The sequence below is a fragment of the Bacillus sp. TH13 genome (assembly GCF_016651175.1).
In the GTDB taxonomy this organism is placed as follows: domain Bacteria; phylum Bacillota; class Bacilli; order Bacillales; family Bacillaceae_G; genus Bacillus_A; species Bacillus_A thuringiensis_S.
In genome coordinates, this window is sequence record NZ_JAEKEJ010000020.1 from 68609 (window position 1) to 89373 (window position 20765).

Genomic DNA, 20765 nt, shown 5'->3' on the forward strand with positions numbered 1-20765 from the left:
TCATATGAAATTTTATATTCACGCATTGAAATAAATTTACTTATCTTTCTCCATATATTCTTTAATCTTTCGTTCTTCCCACTCTTTTCCGAATATCCCAAATGGAAAAGTTGTCAATCCGTGTATAACGATACCAATCCCCCAACCTGCAAGTGGATATACAAACCATAATTTACTTGAATCAGAGCTTATATTTATAAAAAAAGCATTAAGTTCACTAGTATATAAACCGTTAAATGAATGTAAAATGCTTTTAAATTCTCCATTCTTTTTTTAGCTCGTAAATAAACCTCATCTCGCTCCACCCTTAAACACCTCTTTCCATATTGTTTTTTCACCTTCGCTCCAGTGTTAACATCATATTCTAATCGGAAATCCGTTATTCTCAAAAAAACATAAAACAAAAAAGTACCCATCGAATTATCATACATATGATGATTCAATGGGTACTGCATGATACATTTGTTATTTACAGAATTCTAATTAAGACCAAATCCAAACATCATCATTATTTTCAACGTTGCTCTTTACCTCATAAACTTTTTCGATATGATCAACTGTGTTCCAGTTAATAGAACTTCCACCCCAGCCCACATACTTCATATCAATTTTCACTTTCTCACCCATATTAAATACTTGTCCCTTCGTTAAGAAAACATCAATAATATCTTTCTTCCCATTTAGCGATGGATATTCAACTACGACATATTTAGTAGAACCTTCTCCCTCATCTTCCATCGTTCCTACTTTTGATACTTTCCCAATTACATAATCAGGAGAACCGTCTTCTTTCATGTGCATACCCAACTTGTTTGTTGTATTTTCAACTGCAGTTGCAACCATATATTCTGTAAAATTACGCATCATAGATCCAGTAGCTTTTACTTCATCTCCTACTTTCACGTTTGAAATTGAATCAATATACACACTAACAGGTTCCTCATATTGCTTAGATTTTACAACAATCACACCGTTATCTACTTCTACTACTCGTCCTTCTAACGTCGAAAAATTCGATTCAATAGAAGCTGCACTCGCTTTTGTTAGTTCTAATCCTGGTACATTCGTTCCTGATAATGCTGCGATACCTAAAGCACCTGCTAAAATTATTTTTTTCATACACATTATGAAACATCTCCATTCATGATGATTTTATTTTTGATTGGATACGACCAATCTGTAACTATTATAGTTACAGGTTGTAGAAAATATCAACCCTCTTTCTTATGCAATGTTGCATACTGTAACTTTTAAATATACAACAATGAGACTAGATTCTCGAGTTACAGCAGGTTAAATTGTTGATGATGAAGAAGCTAATGTTATGTATCATATTTTTCAGCGCTACGGTTTGTATAGCCGTAGTCCATTACATTATGTAGGAGCGGAGTTAACATGTTAATAAAACCAAAGAGGTTACAAACAGGAGATATTGTGGCGACAGTAAGTCCTTCATGGGGAGGAGCAGGTGATTCTGAAATAAGATGGCGATATGAGCAAGGAGTAAAAAGATTAGAAGAAGTTTTTGGTCTTACGATTATCCCAATGCCAAATAGTTTAAAAGGTAGCGAATACCTTTATAACAACCCAGAGGCCCGTGCGGAAGATATAATGACAGCATTTAAAGATACACGCGTGAAAGCAATTATTGCGAATATTGGCGGTGAAGATAGCATCCGCTTACTTCCTTATATAGATTTTAATGTAATACGTGAAAACCCGAAAATTTTTATGGGGTACTCTGACGTTACCATTTCACACTTGTTTTGTCATAAAGCAGGAATTTCCTCTTTTTACGGTCCAGCAATTTTAACTGATTTTGCCGAAAATATAGAGATGGATCCATATACGGTTGAAATGGTAAATCGGACTCTCTTTTCAAATGAGACAATTGGCGAAATTCAACCAGCTCATGAATGGACGAGTGAGCGTTTAGAATGGATAGAGGTAAATAAAGATACAAGGCGTACGATGCAACAAAACAATGGCTATGAACTACTTCAAGGCTCTACTACCTTACAAGGACGCTTAATTGGTGGTTGTATAGAAGTATTGGAATTTGCAAAAGGAACAGAACTTTGGCCTGAGAAAAAACATTGGGAGGATAGTATTATCTTCTTTGAAACTTCTGAAGATCATCCAGAACCAAGTTATATAAAGTATTGGTTACGAAATTATGCAGCGCAAGGCATTCTCCAAAAAGCAAAAGGTATCATTTTTGGTAAGCCAAAAGACGAAATGTATTATGAAGAATATAAACACGAAATACTGCAAGTTATGAAAGAACATAACTTAGAAGATTTGCCGATTCTTTATAATTTAAATTTTGGTCATACCGAGCCGAAGTTTATTTTACCTTACGGTGCGATGGCAGAAATTGATTGTGAAAATGGGTCTTTCTCTATTTTAGAGAGTGGCGTGGAATAAATAAAAACACTCCTATGAGATATGACTGTGAATTGATACTTTTTAAAAGTATATAATTGGAGGGAGATTACGTGTATGGAAGTAACATTTACAGTAAGTAAATGGGATGAAAAACTAATCGATGATACTAGAAAAGATTTCCCTATTAATATTGCCCATGTTGAATATGAAATTGATGGTGAATTAAAAGGAAAAGCTTTTGTTGAATATTTATTATATTATTTAGATTTAAATATAAATGATGGTCACTTGGCTACTGCTAAAATTTCTGGATTTTTACACTTTGAAGGAATTTATAAGGGGCAACAAGGAACATTTACAGCTATAGAGCAAGGAATATTCGATAAAGGAAATCTAAATTCCCCAGGAACAATTATTAAAGCTACTGGTAACTTAGAAAATCTGAGAGGGTCCTATAATTATCAGTTTACAGGTCAAACTAGTAAACTAATTTTAGAGTTTGAATTCCAGCAAAATATCCTATAATTTAGTGGAAAGGACATTTCTTATAATACTAGGAATGTCCTTTTTTTGTTGACAAGCTTATTCAACTATTCTTCTATTAGCTAAGAAAAGAACAGAGTATATTACATAACGTCTTATTATCAGTATCCAGCAATGCATAAAATTTTCGTTATGGGGGGAATTAAAAATCTAAGCCCGAGAGGCATGTGCCCCCCACCTATTCATTACTTTTCCTACTAACTAAAGAATAATCCCAGAAAAACTCCCCTGCATAACTTCTTTTTCAAGTTGATTCCTACATATAAACATCGCAATAATTTTTGTACGATTTTTTTCATCGGGCTCAAATTGTTCAATAGTTACGTCACAACGAATCGTATCACCGCTAAAAACAGGACGTACAAATTCAAAATCCATCTTGCGAGCTAGTACGTTATAATCACCGCCAATTTTTGTAGGCAACGTTGATGTTAACAGTCCTTGTACAACAAATCTCCCCTGCTCATCTGGTGTAACATGATGAACACCTTCATCTTTCGATACTTCCGTAAATAAAACAACATCCTCTTTCGTAAAAGTTCGCTCAAAGGTGATTTTTTCGCCTACTTGCAATTTCATCTATACCCCTCCTCAAAAACACTTTATAAATAAGAAAAACCGAAACTATAATCATTTCGGTTTTTCAAAACTATAGAAGTCAATATTTACTTTAACGAATGAACAAACAACCCACTACGCAGTTTCGGTTCAAACCACGTTGATTTCGGCGGCATGACTTCTCCGGCATCTGCGATTGCTAATAAATCTTCCATAGATGTCGGATATAATGCGAATGCTGCTTTGTATTCGCCGCTGTTCACAAGGCGTTCTAGTTCTTCTAACCCCCGTATTCCGCCAACAAAATCAATGCGTGAATCAGAACGCGGATCATGTATTTCAAGTACTTGGCTTAATAAATGATCTTGCAGGATAGATACATCTAAACCTCTAACAAGATCATTCGCATCGAATGTTTCTTCTTTCACAGTAAGCTTATACCACTTCTCATTTACATACATTCCAAATGTTTTTGGTTCATTTGGTTTATACGGAGAAACAGGTGCTTCTTCTACATAGAAGTATTGCTTGATTTGTTTTAAAAACTGTTCTTCTGATAAACCGTTTAAATCTTTCACAACTCGGTTATAGTCCCAAATCGATAATTCATCATGAGGGAATAGAACCGATAAGAAGAAATTAAATTCCTCTTCTCCTGTGTAATTTGGATATTGTTCTCTTCTCATAAGTCCTACTTTTGCAGCTGATGCAGAACGGTGATGCCCATCTGCAATATAAAGATTAGGAATATCTTCAAATGCGTTTACTAAAGTCGTAATTACATCTTCATCTGCAATCTTCCACGCAACATGCTTTACACCGTCTTCTGCTGTAAATGTATAAATTGGCGCATGCTCTTCTTTCCAGCTTCTAATTAAATGCTTTACTTCATCTTTTGTACGGTAAGTTAAAAATATCGGACCTGTATTTGCGTCACACACATCTACGTGGCGAATACGATCTAGTTCTTTTTCATGACGTGTTCTTTCATGTTTTTTAATTGTATCATCTTCATACTCATCAATAGATGTACAAACGACAAGGCCTGACTGCGTTCTTCCTTGCATCGTCAGTTCATAAATATATAGCGCTGGCTCTTCATCTTGTATGAACACTTCTTCTCGTATAAATTGCTTTAAATTGTCGCCCGCTTTTTCATACACGCGATCATCATACGGTGACAATTCAGGATCTAAATCAATTTCTGCTTTATCAACATGCAAGAAAGAATATGGATTCCCTTTTACAACTTCCCTTGCCTCTTCACTATTTAATACGTCATACGGTAAAGCTGCCACTTGTGCCGCTTTTTCCTCTACTGGACGAATGGCCCGAAACGGTCGTATTTTTGCCACATTCCTCTCTCCTTTACACAATCATTCGAACGGCTACAACACCTGTAATTTTGCTTATATTTTCTACAATATTCTCTTTTATTATATCATCAATTCCGTTATCGATATCAATCATTGTGTATGCCCAAGAATGTTTACTACGATTAATCATATCGGCAATATTAATATGATGTTCCGCTAAGCATCCTGTAATTTGCCCTACCATATTCGGGACGTTTTGATGCATAATTGTAATTCGTTTCTTTCCGATATACGGCAATTCTACGTTTGGATAATTTACTGAGTTACGAATATTTCCTGTCTCTAAATATTCACGTAATTGACGCGCCGCCATTACTGCACAATTTTCTTCCGATTCAGACGTTGATGCACCAAGGTGAGGCGTCGCTGTTACATTTTTCATCTTTATTACATTCTCATTCGGGAAATCCGTTACGTAATGTGTAATAATATCTTCTTCTAATGCTTTTTGAAGAACCTTTTCATCTACAAGTTCTCCTCTAGAGAAATTAAATAGACGCATCCCTCTTTTCATCTTCTCTACAGCGTGTTCCCCAATGATCCCCTTCGTTTGATTCGTAAGAGGAATATGCAGTGTAATATAATCACACGTTGCAAAAATTTCATCAAGGCTAAATGCTCTTTGCACATGTGTAGAAAGACGCCAAGCTGTTTCAACTGAAATATAAGGATCATATCCGATAACATCCATGCCTAACGCTAACGCATCGTTCGCAACTAAAGCACCGATTGCGCCAAGTCCGATAACACCTAGACGTTTCCCTGCAATTTCTGATCCAACAAATTGTTTTTTTCCTGATTCAACAAGCTGTGGTACTTCTTCACCCTCTAAGTTTTTCGTCCAACTTACACCATTAATAATGTTGCGTGAAGACATAATAAGACTGGCAATAATGAGTTCCTTTACTGCATTAGCATTTGCCCCCGGCGTGTTAAATACTACAATTCCTTTTTCTGTACATCGCTCGACAGGAATATTATTTACACCAGCGCCAGCTCTTGCAATCGCCTTTAAGTCTTTTGAAAACTCTTCTTGATGTAAAGAGTAGCTACGAAGCAAAATTCCATCTGGATGATTGATTCTATCTCCTACTTCATAACGTTCTTCAGTAAAAACTTGCAAACCTTTTTCTGCAATTTGATTTAACGTTTGAACACGAAACATATCCCCATCTCCCTATCTATTCTCAAGCTCAAATTCCTTCATATAATCTACTAATCGTTTTACGCCGTGTGCTGGCATCGCATTGTAAATACTGGCACGCATACCGCCAACTGAGCGATGTCCTTTTAACGTAACAAGGCCGCGTTCCTTCGCTTTTTGTAAAAACTCATTGTTAAGTTCTTCTGACGGTGTTGTAAATGGAATGTTCATAAGTGATCGATACGCAGGACCAACTGGTGAAGTAAACAATTTAGATTCATCTAAAAAATGATAAATAAGTGAAGATTTCATTCTATTTTGTTCTTCAATCGCAGATACTCCGCCTTGCTCTTTCAACCACTCTAGTACAAGTTTTGTTACGTAAATACTAAAGGATGGCGGTGTATTATATAAGGAGTTATTTTTACTGTAAGTTTCATAATTTAACATTGTCGGACAAGAGCGATCTGCTCCCCCAATTAAATCTCTTTTTATAATAGCAATCGTTAAGCCCGCTGGTCCTAAATTTTTTTGTGCTCCCGCGTATATAAGACCAAACTTCGAAACATCATATTGTTCTGACAAAATATTTGAAGACATATCCGCAACGAGCGGCACTCTTTCTACATGTGGAATATCCACATATTTTGTCCCCTCAATTGTATTATTCGTTGTAATATGTACATAATCTAGTTTTTCATCGCTTAGTAAACCGTCCAGTTTAGGAATCGTAGTAAACTTCTCTTGCTCGGAAGAAGCAATTACTTGTACTTCCCCAACTTTTTCGGCTTCTTGTAGTGCCTTTTTAGACCATGAGCCAGTTAGTACGTATCCAGCTTTTTTATACGTATTCATTAAGTTCAGTGGTATCATAGAGAATTGTAATGATGCACCGCCTTGTAAAAATAAAACTTCATACTCATCAGGGATGCTCATTAATTCACGAAGTAAGTTACTCGCTTCCTCTATAATACTTTGAAAATAAGAAGATCGATGACTCATTTCCATAATAGACATGCCTGTCCCGTTATAATTTAATAGCTCCTTTTGCACTTTCTCTAAAACTGGCAAAGGGAGTATTGATGGTCCTGCTGAAAAATTATAGACTCTCTCCATCACCCTCATAACCTCCCTATTTCTCATTCGATTATTTTTTAAACTTTCTGAATTATAACCTGAAATATAATATATGGTCAATTTGTTTTCTATTATTACGGCGCAAGACGCGATGGAATCGCTTGCAAGTGCAGACTTTTTATATATACATAAAAAAGTGTTAAGTACATAATCGCACTTAACACTCTAATAATAGAATAATAATAGCTAGTCGTTCGTAAAGAACCGATCAAAAATTTGATAAATAGCAGAAAGACCAAAGAGCCAATAAATAGTGTCCACAAGCGCCGGCATAGAACCAAACCATTTCTCAACTACATTGTAATCTAACGCTACAAATAACCAATTCAAACCGCCGAGAATCACCAAAATTACTGTAAGGTAAGACAAAAATTTCATTATGATTGCCCCCTAGGTGATAAGATGGTGAAAGGCCTTTCACTAGAAATATATGTAGTAAACTTCAAAACTTACCTATTTTATAAAAATTATTTTCGGTACCACCCGTTAATAACTGCCTCTGCTTCTTTACTATGTATTTGATACGCATGTGTACTATCATTAGAGCCAATAAACCAAATGGAAAAACCTTTAAAATATGGTTTCGGTTCTAATACATCCCGGTAAGCACGCCATCCATTTAATTGTACATCTTTTGAAAACACATTTGAAACATCTGGATTCCATGGATTTTGTAATCCAAGTTCACGTGCTGGAACGTTAAATCCACCGAAGTAAACTGGCTTTCCTGTTGCATTATGTAATTGTTCCAATTGCTGAACAACATTTTGCCCACGATTATATACTGTTGTCGCAAATAAACTTTGCTTCACTTCTTCATATGTTGGATTTCTTTTTCCTGAAACTTCAAACCAACTGTCTATGCTAACAATATCCACCTTTTTTAAATACGGGCGATTGATTTTCTCTTTAAACTTCGCTTCATAAGAAGGATCCCAGCTTGCTGTTAACCACCAGTTCATTTGATACAAAACATTTCCTTTATACTGATTACGAACAAAATCAATTGTATTGCTCCAGTATCCTTCTGCATACTCCATATTCACGAAATTAGAAGCAATCTTTAGTCCATACACATTGTATTTACTTGTAATGGAATTAAAAATATCTTGCAGAATAACCGTCTTCCAATTCCAGAAGAAATCATTAATGTTACTTGGGTTCCATTCTGTCTCTCCAACATTCCCCTGCTGAATATACGGGAACGGTTCCACTATAACTTGAATATTACGCTTTAATAATTCTTGAATTAAAATAATAGCTTGTTGCTTTTGCGCTTGATTAATTACCATGTTAGTAGAAGTCACATTTGGGATATCCACTTGAATCGGTACATTTACTGTATTTAAATTTAAGCGCTCCACATCCGCTAATACTTTCGCTACATTTCCAACTTCCCATACTGTTACGTTTCCTGATTTGATTTTTCCAGATTGAACAGTATTTACATCTGCCTGTACATTTCCTTGAAAACAAAAAGAAAACAACATAATAAACACTCCTAAAAAACTTATTAAACTCTTATTTTCCTTCACAACTTTCCCCCTATAATTTTTGGCTTTCTTGATTATTTTATACAACGTTTCACATTTATTCCAGAAAAAAATGAAGTGCCGTTCAACTATATTCATATAAATCTTCTAAAAATAGTAGGAAAAATAAAAAAGGAGCAGATTTCCGCTCCTTTTTATCCTTTTACGATTGAAATTATTGAATCCCTTCTGGTAACTTAATTGAATCAAACTTTTCATATGAATCAATCTTTATACTCACAACTGCATCCAATTTTTGCTTATCTGTACTAGCTTTTTTATCTGAGTTACTTTCACTCACTGTTATAGTTGTTCGCATCTCTTCAAATTTATAATCTTTTGTTATTATATATTCAATGTTAAACGCATCCATATTAAATCCTTCCGTTAATTTTTTCATATCTCCATTAATTTTTTGTAACGTATCTACCGCTTCTTTTCCCTTTAATTCAAGTGTAAGTTTATATGTGTCTCCATCTTTCTTTGCTTTCATTTTCTTAGCCAAAGCTTCCGGTAAATCTAACTCATTAAGTAAATTTTTACTGACCATTACATCATTTACATTAAATTGATCATTAGGTATCGTAACTAACTCTCCTGTATCAGGGTTTTTCACTTGAGCAGCGACCTTTCCATCTACTTCATACGTTACAATATCTGTACCACTTATTTTCATTTCAGCTCTAGAATTCTTCAGTTTCGGCTCCATCTGTATTTTCATTTTAATTTCTTCTGATTGGCCGCTCCCCTTCATTGACATAAGAGATGTCAATGTAAGATATTCCTCTTGTTTTAATCCGTCAGCTGCTTTTTTAAAAATATCTTTCGCTACTAACTCTTTTTCTTTTTTTACAGATACTGTTTTAGGTCCACTTGTTTTTTCGCTGCTACAACCAGTTGTTAAACCTAATATTAGCGCCAAACTAGATATTACAACCATTTTCTTCATACTGATTCTCTCCATTTTCCACTTAAAAATATTTTCATCCCATGTATAGTAAATCAACTGAAATAAATATATATACAATAATTATTTAACCTCTAAACAAAACTAGTTATTCAATCCGTATACTAACGTAACTAAAGCTCCTATTACACCAAAAACAACAATATTTATACCAATTGACGAACCGAATAAAACAGCTATCATTGACACTATCAGTAATAGCATGGCAATACTATTTATCTTAATTTCTACTACATCGCCATCCTTTACTTTCTTTTCTTTACTTCCAAAAAAGAATTGTTTTACTTTAATATTCGCTTCACCTAATTCAAAAGGAAGCGTATATTCTTCGTTATTCTCAAGTTTTATTACTACTTCGTTATCTACCTTTACAGCAACTCTTGCTGCTCCGCCCATTATCCCTGTTGCTCTCATTACTTTAATGCTCATATTAAATCCCCCTATTAGATTTCACTGCGACTATTAAGAAATTTTCCTTGTTGTACACTACTTCATCCTCTGTTTAATAAACATAATATTCCAAAAGCTATTATAACAAGTCTCTGTACAATATTTTGTCAAAATTTGTCGCTCATTTACAAAAAGGATATTTTATCCATTATCATAATAAAAGAGACTCTTACAATCGTAAGAGTCTCTTTTATTATGCAAAACTTTCATTAGCCGAAGGATTATTACTTCATAAAGCTGGGCCATCTACAAATAAGAACTTACTATCACTTCGGCTGCAAAGTTAATACTTTCCCTTCAATTCCATCTGTATTTAAAGTAGTCGTATGATACGTGCCATTTACCCAATCATCTATTTGATCATGATACCAATCGCTTCTAAAATGTCCCGACTGTCCTGGTCCTACGATATGATAACCGTTTGACATATCTTTCGTATCAATAACGAATCGCCAAGAAGCCCCGTGATTTACAATGCCGTTATCGCCGTAACTCGCTGCTTGAACGGTAACTTGACTTCCCCCAATCGGAACTGGTTTCTCACGATTAAAAGCTAGTAATGCTAACATACTCGATGATTTCGAAATTGGATGTGTAAAAGCGAGTTGATGATAATCGCCCCACTTCCAGCCCCCAACATCGGGTCCATATTCCTTCTGCAATTTCTTCATTACATTCTCGTACGATGTATGCACAACTTTTGTTAACCCTCCGTACTTCGTAAACCAAGCGCTATTTTCTCCCGCTACTTCTTTTCGAATCAATTCATCAACAACTTGTGACTTCCCTTTAAATAACTCCATTACATCTTTCGGTATTTCTTTTGAAAATAACGTATTTGAAATCTCTTTCATTAACAAATGGAATATTAATGGTGCCGCTTCATCTTTACTATCGTAAAAATTCCACTTTGTTAATTGGTTTACGCCTTCTTTCTCTACCTCATTTAAAGATGCTTTATTTAACTCTTTTAAAAATATAGGAGTAAACTCTTTCCCATATAAATTCTTTTGATCCATCTGTAACTCTTCTAAATCTTTCACCGTATACTTTTCCTTCTCTTGCAAAAATTCTTGAATACGCATTTGCCTATATGGCTGCGCCCACGTATCGCTAATATGGTACGGATAATCATCATCAACAATTTTATTATTCGCAGTTGAAATAAACCCTTCTTTCGGATTTACAACTTTCGGTAATTGATCAAATGGAATATACCCTTCCCATTCATATTCATCTGTCCATCCTGGAACAGGCAAGCTACCATCACCTTTTTTACGCACTGGTATATTTCCATTCGCTTTATAAGCAATTGTACCGTCGTTTGATGCAAACACAAAGTTTTGGGTTGGTGTATGAAAATCTTGAAGAGCGGTTTCAAACTCATTCCAGTCTTTTGCTTTGTTCATATTTAATACAGCTTTTAACTCAGCTGACGGTTCTAAAGCTGTCCACTTTAAAGAGAATACGGTTTGCTTTTTTTCCTTTCCCTTATCCGCAAACTCTGAAATTACTGGCCCATGTCTCGTAATCGTAACGTTATAAGGAATTGTCTTCCTGCCTTTTACTTTAATCGACTCGTTAACAACGGTAGCTTTCTCCCATTTATCGTTATACAGAAATTCATTTTCATTATTAGGATTTCTCTTCTCAATATATAAATCTTGCACATCAGGCCCCGTATTCGTAACGCCCCACGCTATTTTTTCATTATGGCCTAATATAACACCTGGTACTCCAGCGAAAATAACGCCACTCACATTTAAACCTTTCATTTCAAGTCGCGTTTGATACCAAATAGAAGGCGTCGCAAGAGATAAATGAGGATCATCTGCTAAAATCGGCTTACCTGACGCACTCTTCTCACCGCTCACAACCCAGTTATTACTACCGTTAAACTCCGGGGGAATTATCGTTTTTGAAAAACTTTGCGCTACGTCCACATTTGTATTTTTCAGTTCAGCTAGCAATCTAGGAGCATCTTTCGGATATTTAGGAAATAGCTCATTTGCTTGCTCTTTCGGAAGGTTTTTCAGCGCCCAATATCGAAACGCCTGTCCATGCCAATGTCCTCCTAAGTCAAACGCCATATACTTTCCAATTGTTAAAGTATCAACAATTGACCACTCAGCAGGTTCATAACCTAATATAGTAAACTCAACTGGTAATTTCTTTTCCGCTTTCGCCTCACGTATAAAAGCGTTCACCCCATCAGCAAATGACTGCAGGACATATTTTACTTCCCCATCATATTGACTAACTGAGGCTTCTGCTGCTCGCCGTAAACCGAGTGTTCGAAACAATTTATCTCGGTCAACAGCTGCTTCCCCAACAACTTCACTTAACATACCAGAAGCTTGTCTTCTACTTAAATCCATTTGAAACAACCGATCTTGCGCTTGTACATATCCTTGTGAAAAATATAAATCATGTGCATTTTCCGATCTAATATGCGGTACACCTTTACTATCACGCTTCACTGTAACAGCATGTTGTAAATCCTCTAGCTTTATCGTTCCATCTATCTTTGGCATAGATTTCAGCGTATATATGTTCAAAAAAATCACAGCGGAAATAACTAAAAAAAGAACGATACTACTAGCCCAAATAAAAATTCTTTTTCCCCTTTTTCGTTTCTTCTTTATAACGACTTCCATATAACCACCCCTTTCTCACACTATTCGCGTCTTTTTGAGAAAGAACCTTTTAAAAACATTGAAAAACCCCCTTCATTTTCCTACCAATGAAGGGGGTCTTTCTTATCGTTTGCTACGCCAACTTTCATTATGCCCAAGATTTGCATCTGTCGCTACTTGCACATCATATAACATTTCACTAAAGAAGCGTTTATCTACTTCTTTTGGTACAATGCGTCTTTCATCATCAATTTCATCGTATTCATATGAACTATGATTCACTGTACCTGCTTTATAAAATTGAATGTCAAATACACATACATCTTCTTCATCTTCATAACCAATCGGCGCTCCGCTAAATGAAAGCTCTGCCCCTAATCCAGTACGAGTATCTTCTTTATAAAACGTATAATACACACCGCCATCTTGAACAGATCCACGGATCCATCCAAGCTTCGTCATCTTACCGAATAACGAACGACCATTTAGTAAAATACCACCAAATCTCTCAATAGCACTCTCATCATTCTCTTCTACTACAAACACTGGACGCTCAATTTGTAGGAACGGCTGAACAATTCCCGCACTTTCTAATTGCTCTTTCCATAATTCCTTCTCCGCCCCAGACAATTCTAACGGATGAACGAAACCAATAACAGTGCCAAATGAAAGTTCATAACTCTTCCCGTCAATTGTACAGAACACGCCACCTTCTGCATAACGGAATGCGTTCAGCAACTTCCCTTCCTTATACTCACCCCAAATGAGTGAAATAGAAAATTGCTTCATAATTGAATTATCCATAAATACAGACTTCCATGCATTATGTGACCAATAACGCTTTAACGAAAGTGCCGCTTCTAATCGTTGTTTTTGCATTGAAAGAGTAGTTCGGAGCTCCTTCTTTAAAGAGGCTAATTCTTTTTTAGCCTCTTCAGCCTTTTCTACATCATCTTTTGCATTCGGCTTTAGAAGTGACTTCATACGTTTTCCTTCCTCTGTCTCTAATTCAATTTTTGACTCTGTAGTTAAAATGGCAGTAAAACTTCGATTCCCGAAATCAATTATCTTTTCACCATGTATAGTAAAGCCAAGGTCCGGCACCAATTGATCTTCCAGCTCTTCCTCTGTTATACCACGTGTTTTCGCAGCAAGACTTAGGGCTTCTTTTGCTGCATTACGTACTTGCTTATGTTTATATTTAAATGCTATTGCATGAATAGACATAAGTGCAAGCTTAGATGAAGACAAACCTAAAGCACGAACGGCATCCGCTGCTATCTTTCCTCTCATTTGAAGCACCCATTCATCAATTTGCTTTATAAGTATGTCGACCATTTTGTCGTCACTATACATTCCGTATAACGAAAGAATTCCACGCTTCTTCACATCTGCGTCTTGAGAAATCCATATTTGATATATTGTTTGCACATATTCTTTTAAGTCCTCTTCATTTAAAGCTCTACCAATTACTTCTGCCGTTTCTTTCTTCTCAATAACAGCATCTGAAATATACTGTTGTAAATAGGCTAACGGAATTGCAGCATCAGCAATTTCATTAGAGTCACGTAAACGGATTTGTGGCTCATCCCCAATCAATTGCAGAAGTGAATTTCTTGTTTGTTCCGTTAAAATACGTGCACATAGTTCTTCGATCTTTTCTTCCTCCGTTTGAAATAAAAACGACAATTTTCCTGCGAAAGATGCATTTTTACTTTCTTGCAAAGCTTCCTGTACAAGTTTCGTATATTTTTCAAGCTTATACTCTATTAGTATTTTCATCACATTTTCACGAACAATCTTCTTTTTATTATGAAGTTCAACTGCTACATCTGCTGCAGCTTCTATATCTTTTGAAAGCAGTTTAACTACAGACTCACGCATTTTTTTAGATGAATCTCCTAAGCTTTTAATTAAAATCGGACGCATTTTAACCATGTTATCCTTTGCTAACTCTTCTAAAATATATGCTTTTGCCATAGCAGAATACTCATCAAACCGTTCAATTATATATGCTTGTTCTTTTACAATTACACAAACAAGCGCTTCCTTCGCCTTATTTCTCTCTTCACTGTAGCATGCAGCTTCTTCAACTGCATAAGCGATAAGTTTTTCCTTACTTAACCCATACGAAAGCAAATCTTCTAATACTTGTTTCGGCTCTACTCCTCTGACAGAACATTCGTAAAGAAGTTCGTATAAATTAACACTATCATCATCTCCAAACTGTAGTGTAAGTACAGCTTCCCTTTTCGCTACATCATCTATATCCCAAAGAAGCGCAACCTCTAACACCGGCATACCCCAATACATACTTCTATATTTCGGATTTTTAAGTATTTGCTTTATATCCTCAAGTGACAACTTCCCTAGTAAATAATCACAATATGTATCCCGCACTGTAGACAATTTAATTTGCAAAGCAGCAACAAAAAATTCTTCTCGCATTTTCCCTCTATTTAGCTCATATCCTTTTTCGGCTAGCGTTCGTGCGATGATGAGATAATTCATTTTACTTACATATTGCAAAGTTTGTTGAATAAATTCAGGGTTTTCCTCCAACATAAAGCATAGCAATCCATATTCATACGTCTTACAAAAATCCTCACTATTCAAATCATGTTGCCTTAGACGATGCGCAAAAAATCTTTCCTTAGAAATCCAAAACTGTGTACAAAAACTTTGAATTTCTTCATATGTTTCTCTATTTACACTACCAGTTTTTTTGTGGTTTTGAGACTGACCGAGAGTGTGACACATATAACGTGTTGCATAGTTTATAAAACCCCAAACATTTTTCTTCGCCAATATCTCAATATATCGCCTCGCAACATTCGAATGTTTATGAACACAAAATAATAGCCGCCAAATATGTTCCGGTAAATTCCCACCTATAAATACTTCACTATCATCTTCACCTTTTAAATACCGTTTAACTGCTTCAACCTTTTCCTTTTCCCCTAGCAGTTTTAATATAAATTCTGTATGTTCTTCTAACCTCTCATTCAATAAAGAACTATATGTACGAAACTTTTCATACTCTACATCAAACATTACGAGAAGTAATGTTAATTGCTGCTTAGTTGGTAAAGTATGTAATTGTTCCTCTATATAGTTCGGTTTCTCTTTTGTTAACTCTCTAAGAAAAACATCTGCTTCATTGACGTAACTTGAAATACTAGATAAATACCTACATGCAATTGCTACAAGTTTGTCCAAAGGTAGTGCACTTTTTTCTAAATAAACCTTCATTTTAGAAAAACTGACATGCGCAAAACGGACTACAAGAACATTTAATAATTGCTCCTCGAGTATATGATAAAATAACCGAAAGAAACCCGGATCTTGTTTATGTACTTTCCTAAAATCGTTTATAAATCGCTCCGCAAAATCGCTTCTTTTTTGATCAAGAATCGTCGTTAGTTCAATATCTTTTAAAATCTCTTCTTCTTTTGTCTGTAAATATCGTAGTGATAATTGTTCCTGTTCTTCTGTCATATTAATATATTGAAACAACTCAGATGTACTAGTAGTCAAACTTTGTACCCCCCGCATCTTTTTATCTATTATAAAAATACCCTTATTTAATGGTAGTATAGCATAAAACCCACAAAAACGAACGTATATTCTACATTAAATTAATGTAAATTAAAATACACTACTCAACATACATTTCCTTCTCTCTAAACTTCCCATTACACACTTCTCCCCACTAAAATCCTTTAACTTTTTGCTACACCAATTCCTCAAAATCCCCTTCACATAAGCTAACGTTTTCTGATTATTTTCAAACGCAATTTTAAGTGCCTCTAACACTTTCTCTCCAGAAAGTCTTTGTATCCAATTCTTCAATTCTTTCACAATATATGGGGATAAACTACTAATATTTTGTTCATAAAACTTATAAACTTCACTATTTGGAACGTCCTCTTCTATACTTTCTACCTCTTCCGCTTCTTCTTTCTCTTCAATAACTACTTGTGAACTACTATTATCCTCTTCTTTTGGCATACCAAAATGCTGCAGTAATAATGGAATCGTGTATTCTTCTTCAAGGCATTTACGTAAAAAGATATGTATGAACTCATTACTTTTTACAGTCTTTAACTCACGTAATACGCACTTTTCTACATTCGTATTTGAAATAGGGTTATAGTGTAACCAGTTTATTATGAATACCTCTTTCGTTTCCGTATCATATAGAATCTTTCCATACTCAACAAACCTGTTTAGCAACTTCTCAACAGTCTCCATACTATAACCTGTTTCAAGCTCTGCCACACGCTTCGGTAATATGTAAATACCACATTGCTTCGTTTTCGTACCAGTTAACAAATATATGTAAAAATAACGCTCCTCTGGCGTTAAATCTAATATGAATTCATCTTGCCAAAAGTTCACCTGCACATTACGGTATACCGCCATATGTTTCCCTCCACTCTTTGCTAGTAAATAGGAAGATTTTAATCCTTCATTATAAAAATAGGAATGCGGGAATGGTTTTGGCATTCGAATTACAATTTTTTTTACTACTACAACGCCGGTTTCATTTTTTCGTGCTTGTTTTGTTCTTGTAGTTGTTTTTGTTTTTGTTTTTGTTTTTGTTTTTGTTTTTGTTTTTGTTTTTGTTTTTGTTTTTGTTTTAGTGATTTATTACTTGGTAGGGGCTTATGAGGGGCTTGGAAGGGCATTCTGCATTACAATCTATGAAATACAATTTGTTCTTCCTACTAAATAGGAACTATTCCAAATTATTATTTTGGATAGCTCCTTTCAAATTCTTCTTATTTTTTACTTCTACCAATGTCAGCTTCTACATACAATTTATTCTGCTATTTGCGGGCAGTAACACTCTCATTTCAAAATTCGGTGAATAAACTGCTCGATTGCAATGCGAGTGGCCCTCACTGATTAAAGTTTCCTTTTATTTTTGCATTGAATCTAACATCTTCACAATAAAGGCAGCTGCCTGACCACGAGTTGCTGTACCTCGGGGATCAAACTCATTATTTCCAATACCATTAACTACCTTTAGACTGTATAATCGTTGAACCGATTCTTTGTATGTTATTAAATGCTTATCTGTAAATGGTAATGCTACTAACTCACCTGTAATTCCTTTATATCGTAATGCTTTGTCAATCATAATAGATACTTCTTCACGAGTAATTGGTGAGTTAGGATCAAAAATCCCTTCACCACGACCATTAATAATTCCTGCACTTGCACAACGTTTAATACCGTCATGAAGTGATGGATGTGCCTCATTAATATCTACAAATGACTTATTTCCCTCTGGTAGTTTAAGAGCATTGGAGATTAATTTCGCAAACTCCGCTCTCGTTACATTTCGATATGGCGCAAATACACCATTACCTTCGCCTTGCATAATACCTAGACTGTTTAATTTACGAATATGCCCTTCAAACCAGCCACCTGTAATATCATCTTTTGGCTTTTGTACTTCTTCCTTTGGTACATTGTAGTTAATTTTAATCCAACTTGGGTCATAGAAAATCCATTCTCCATTACCTACTTTATACCAACCATTTTTAACTGCTAATACTTTGTAACGATCTCCGTTTGAAGCTTTACGTACAACACGATGTTCAATACCCGCATCACTACGTACATTGATGCCACTACCATTTACCACTAGTTCCATGCTAGGTTCAGCTGGATTATTTTCATTTGGATTAAATGAGTCATTTTTATCTTGTAAAGGCGTATCAATCTGCGCATTTATATTTGCATACCACTGAATTCCTTGTACGAAACCAGCCCAATTACCACGTGAAATTAAAATGTCAGGACATTTTTTCCCGCTCCATTGTTGATGCTTGTAAATATGATCTGCACCAATTCCTTCTTTGTTCATTAAATAACCTGCAAGTCGTTTTGCATTTTCTAATGCTTTATTGTAATCACCATCTTGGTTAACCGCGATCTCGATACCGATAGATTCCCTGTTTCCTGATCCATCTCCATCTCCTGCATGCCAACCATTTTCGTTTGTTGGTAAGTGTTGATAAATTTGTTTATCGTCTACAGTAAAATGCCATGAAGCTGTTCGGAAAGTGCCTTCAGTTGCTTGCTTGTATAAATATTTCGCATGATTTTCAGCATTAGCACCAGCGGCTGTATTTGCGGTCTCATGAATTGTAATGTAACGTGCTTTCATCGGATTTGCAGGACGAATATCAGGATTTCCTGCTGGAACAATCCACTCCACAAATGGAACTCCTGCAAGTGTTCCATATTTCTTCGTACTCTGTGCGCTATATTGAATACCTCTTGGCTTTGCAACAGGTTTCATTTGACGATCAGACCCATCATTTCGACCATCTACAGATTCAAATGCCTTTTCAATGTTTGAAATAGCTTCCTTTTCTGCTACTTGTCCCTTCTTAGCATCTTGCATTTTGTTTAATTCTTCTGTTTCATCATGTTTATGCTTATATTCTTCTAAAAGCATTTTTTCATTTTCAGATACTTCTGCTTCGTTAATTTGTACATGATTAGGAACTTCCAACTTGAAATTAGAATAATTTAATCCGCCCGATCCGTGTTCTCCTTGGGCAATATTAAGTTGATCAGTTTGAGAGTTGTTTATCTCTTCTGCTGATACTGATAAAGGTACGCTCCCTAAAATCACTAGACTTGTTGATAGTGCGATTACTTGTTGTTTGATTGTCTTATTCATTATTATAATAGATACATACACATTCCCGCCGTGTATGTATCTCAACCTCCCTTTATTGTCACATTAACTTTTTAAAATATGAATCTACTATGTACTTCTAATGCATTTTCTTTTTATTTATATATTTAAATTACTATATTTTATACCCATTAAGAAAATATTTATATGTCATCCCTACAGATGAATTTCATCTAACATACTTTTTATAAAATTCGTCAACAAACATTATTTTACAACTAATTACAAATGCCGTCAAAATAATCAATTTAAACTTAAACAAATGACTGGCACACAAATTTATATAAATTGGGATGGCGTGTTAGTAGACGACATGTTAAATGATGAGGGCAACCAATTCGCAATGTACTACTTTAACAATGAGGATGAGTGGAAGTATATAGATGATTACTCGGGTGTTTTTACAGACGATGGAGAAACTCTCTACCGCGTGCAAGTTACTTGAGAAAATTATTTCAAATTAAAAGAAGTTATTGATAATAGCTATAATTTTTGGAAAGACAACTTACAAAATATATAATTATAACAAGTCGATTTCTTATTTTAATAAGGAATCGACTTTCTTAACATTTAATTTTTGATTAACATCTCAATCAAAAATTATTTTACTAACGACACTATTATAGATACCGAATTATCTATAACGGAACGTTCTGGGCGTGATTTCATTAACACTGTTAATCCAATTAGGGACGTGACTAATGTTTGCGCTAATGCTTTAGCGTTCAAATCACTTTGTAGTTCTCCTGATCGAATTCCTTTCATGATTAATTCTTGAAAGATAACTGCAAGATACATTTGATGTTCTCTAGTCAGTACTTCAAACTTTTCATTATGAGGAGCAAGCTCAACCATTGTGTTAATACAAAAACAGCCTTTACTGAACTCTTTTTTATATTCCTCTTCCACCAGATTTTCAAAAAACATCCGAATTGCTTCTTTTACAGATTGTTCGTTTTGAAGTTTTGTTCGTATATTAGCCGCATGTAAATTTGTGTATCTCCTTAATGCCACTTCAAATAAACCCTCTTTATCACCAAAGGCTGAATATAAACTCGGTTTTTGTATTTCCATTTTAGCAGTTAGATCACTTAATGAAGTAGCAGCGTATCCTTTCTCCCAAAAAAGTTGCATAGCAGCATCCAAAGCTTTTTCTTCATCAAATTCGCGTAGTCGAGCCATTTAAAAATATCTCCTTCCTCTACATTTTCAGATTATAAACCAACACTTTATGTACCAATCAGTATATTATATATCGTATTAAATTATAAACGATTTGTCAAAGAAAACGGAATTAAATCAGAATAAACTTG

General features: G+C 35.1%; 16 protein-coding genes and 2 pseudogenes. 3 read left to right on the forward strand and 15 right to left on the reverse strand.

Going from position 1 to position 20765, the window contains the following annotated elements; translation table 11 throughout:
• Positions 1–36: 36 nt before the first annotated feature.
• Both JFU02_RS05065 and JFU02_RS05070 read right to left on the reverse strand, forming a co-directional pair.
• Positions 37–305: pseudogene (locus JFU02_RS05065) on the reverse strand (2TM domain-containing protein).
• Between the two features lie 178 nt (positions 306–483).
• Positions 484–1125 (reverse strand): F0F1 ATP synthase subunit alpha, encoded by a 642-nt coding sequence (locus JFU02_RS05070; RefSeq protein WP_000335913.1) that lies wholly within the window; start codon positions 1123–1125, stop codon positions 484–486.
• 270 nt (positions 1126–1395) lie between these two features.
• Here JFU02_RS05070 and JFU02_RS05075 point away from each other — a divergent pair, with 270 nt between their 5' ends.
• Together JFU02_RS05075 and JFU02_RS05080 are read left to right on the forward strand one after the other, a co-directional pair.
• Positions 1396–2427 (forward strand): S66 family peptidase, encoded by a 1032-nt coding sequence (locus JFU02_RS05075; RefSeq protein ID WP_061666915.1) that lies wholly within the window; start codon positions 1396–1398, stop codon positions 2425–2427.
• A 75-nt stretch (positions 2428–2502) separates the two neighbouring features.
• Positions 2503–2913 (forward strand): DUF3224 domain-containing protein, encoded by a 411-nt coding sequence (locus JFU02_RS05080; protein WP_097820447.1) that lies wholly within the window; start codon positions 2503–2505, stop codon positions 2911–2913.
• Positions 2914–3132: 219 nt separating this feature from the next.
• On the opposite strand, the gene JFU02_RS05085 is transcribed toward JFU02_RS05080, so the two are convergent.
• The 12 genes from JFU02_RS05085 to JFU02_RS05140 form a co-directional block, all read right to left on the reverse strand.
• Complete coding sequence (locus tag JFU02_RS05085; protein WP_048544764.1) at positions 3133–3510, reverse strand: hotdog family protein; 378 nt, start codon at positions 3508–3510, stop codon at positions 3133–3135.
• A gap of 86 nt (positions 3511–3596) precedes the next feature.
• Complete coding sequence (locus JFU02_RS05090) at positions 3597–4844, reverse strand: DUF1015 domain-containing protein (protein WP_016111584.1); 1248 nt, start codon at positions 4842–4844, stop codon at positions 3597–3599.
• 13 nt (positions 4845–4857) lie between these two features.
• Positions 4858–6030, reverse strand: coding sequence for a 3-phosphoglycerate dehydrogenase family protein (locus tag JFU02_RS05095; RefSeq protein WP_000490228.1), 1173 nt, complete (start codon positions 6028–6030; stop codon positions 4858–4860).
• A 12-nt stretch (positions 6031–6042) separates the two neighbouring features.
• Positions 6043–7125: a 3-phosphoserine/phosphohydroxythreonine transaminase gene (serC, locus tag JFU02_RS05100; protein WP_201070269.1), complete on the reverse strand. Its 1083-nt coding sequence runs from the start codon at positions 7123–7125 to the stop codon at positions 6043–6045.
• 207 nt (positions 7126–7332) lie between these two features.
• Positions 7333–7524, reverse strand: coding sequence for a DUF378 domain-containing protein (locus tag JFU02_RS05105; protein WP_000670801.1), 192 nt, complete (start codon positions 7522–7524; stop codon positions 7333–7335).
• 89 nt (positions 7525–7613) lie between these two features.
• Positions 7614–8681 (reverse strand): glycoside hydrolase family 113, encoded by a 1068-nt coding sequence (locus JFU02_RS05110; protein ID WP_000662242.1) that lies wholly within the window; start codon positions 8679–8681, stop codon positions 7614–7616.
• Between the two features lie 172 nt (positions 8682–8853).
• Positions 8854–9627: a DUF6612 family protein gene (locus JFU02_RS05115; RefSeq protein ID WP_086406978.1), complete on the reverse strand. Its 774-nt coding sequence runs from the start codon at positions 9625–9627 to the stop codon at positions 8854–8856.
• A 102-nt stretch (positions 9628–9729) separates the two neighbouring features.
• Positions 9730–10074, reverse strand: a complete 345-nt coding sequence (locus JFU02_RS05120) for a hypothetical protein (RefSeq protein WP_201070206.1) — start codon at positions 10072–10074, stop codon at positions 9730–9732.
• Between the two features lie 287 nt (positions 10075–10361).
• The gene (locus JFU02_RS05125; protein ID WP_000454316.1) at positions 10362–12752 is read right to left on the reverse strand and encodes a penicillin acylase family protein; all 2391 of its coding nucleotides are present in this window, start codon (positions 12750–12752) and stop codon (positions 10362–10364) included.
• Between the two features lie 102 nt (positions 12753–12854).
• The gene (locus JFU02_RS05130; protein ID WP_086406977.1) at positions 12855–16268 is read right to left on the reverse strand and encodes a DUF4132 domain-containing protein; all 3414 of its coding nucleotides are present in this window, start codon (positions 16266–16268) and stop codon (positions 12855–12857) included.
• A gap of 111 nt (positions 16269–16379) precedes the next feature.
• Positions 16380–17156: a DnaD domain-containing protein gene (locus JFU02_RS05135; RefSeq protein ID WP_089172135.1), complete on the reverse strand. Its 777-nt coding sequence runs from the start codon at positions 17154–17156 to the stop codon at positions 16380–16382.
• A 499-nt stretch (positions 17157–17655) separates the two neighbouring features.
• On the reverse strand, positions 17656–19434 hold the full coding sequence (locus tag JFU02_RS05140) for an S-layer homology domain-containing protein (RefSeq protein ID WP_201070271.1): 1779 nt from the start codon (positions 19432–19434) through the stop codon (positions 17656–17658).
• A 259-nt stretch (positions 19435–19693) separates the two neighbouring features.
• On the opposite strand from JFU02_RS05140, the pseudogene JFU02_RS32025 reads away from it, so the two are divergent.
• Positions 19694–19972, forward strand: a pseudogene (locus JFU02_RS32025) (DUF7832 domain-containing protein); the annotation flags it as partial.
• A gap of 80 nt (positions 19973–20052) precedes the next feature.
• On the opposite strand, the gene JFU02_RS05145 reads toward JFU02_RS32025, so the two are convergent.
• Positions 20053–20634: a TetR/AcrR family transcriptional regulator gene (locus JFU02_RS05145; protein WP_000113327.1), complete on the reverse strand. Its 582-nt coding sequence runs from the start codon at positions 20632–20634 to the stop codon at positions 20053–20055.
• Between the last annotated feature and the right edge of the window lie 131 nt (positions 20635–20765).

Coding starts and splice junctions, on each gene's coding strand:
- JFU02_RS05070 (WP_000335913.1), bottom strand. CDS start 1,125: ATGTGTATGAAAAAAATAATTTTAGCAGGTGCTTTAGGTATCGCAGCA.
- JFU02_RS05075 (WP_061666915.1), top strand. CDS start 1,396: ATGTTAATAAAACCAAAGAGGTTACAAACAGGAGATATTGTGGCGACA.
- JFU02_RS05080 (WP_097820447.1), top strand. CDS start 2,503: ATGGAAGTAACATTTACAGTAAGTAAATGGGATGAAAAACTAATCGAT.
- JFU02_RS05085 (WP_048544764.1), bottom strand. CDS start 3,510: ATGAAATTGCAAGTAGGCGAAAAAATCACCTTTGAGCGAACTTTTACG.
- JFU02_RS05095 (WP_000490228.1), bottom strand. CDS start 6,030: ATGTTTCGTGTTCAAACGTTAAATCAAATTGCAGAAAAAGGTTTGCAA.
- serC (WP_201070269.1), bottom strand. CDS start 7,125: ATGGAGAGAGTCTATAATTTTTCAGCAGGACCATCAATACTCCCTTTG.
- JFU02_RS05105 (WP_000670801.1), bottom strand. CDS start 7,524: ATGAAATTTTTGTCTTACCTTACAGTAATTTTGGTGATTCTCGGCGGT.
- JFU02_RS05115 (WP_086406978.1), bottom strand. CDS start 9,627: ATGAAGAAAATGGTTGTAATATCTAGTTTGGCGCTAATATTAGGTTTA.
- JFU02_RS05120 (WP_201070206.1), bottom strand. CDS start 10,074: ATGAGCATTAAAGTAATGAGAGCAACAGGGATAATGGGCGGAGCAGCA.
- JFU02_RS05125 (WP_000454316.1), bottom strand. CDS start 12,752: ATGGAAGTCGTTATAAAGAAGAAACGAAAAAGGGGAAAAAGAATTTTT.
- JFU02_RS05135 (WP_089172135.1), bottom strand. CDS start 17,156: ATGGCGGTATACCGTAATGTGCAGGTGAACTTTTGGCAAGATGAATTC.
- JFU02_RS05140 (WP_201070271.1), bottom strand. CDS start 19,434: ATGAATAAGACAATCAAACAACAAGTAATCGCACTATCAACAAGTCTA.
- JFU02_RS05145 (WP_000113327.1), bottom strand. CDS start 20,634: ATGGCTCGACTACGCGAATTTGATGAAGAAAAAGCTTTGGATGCTGCT.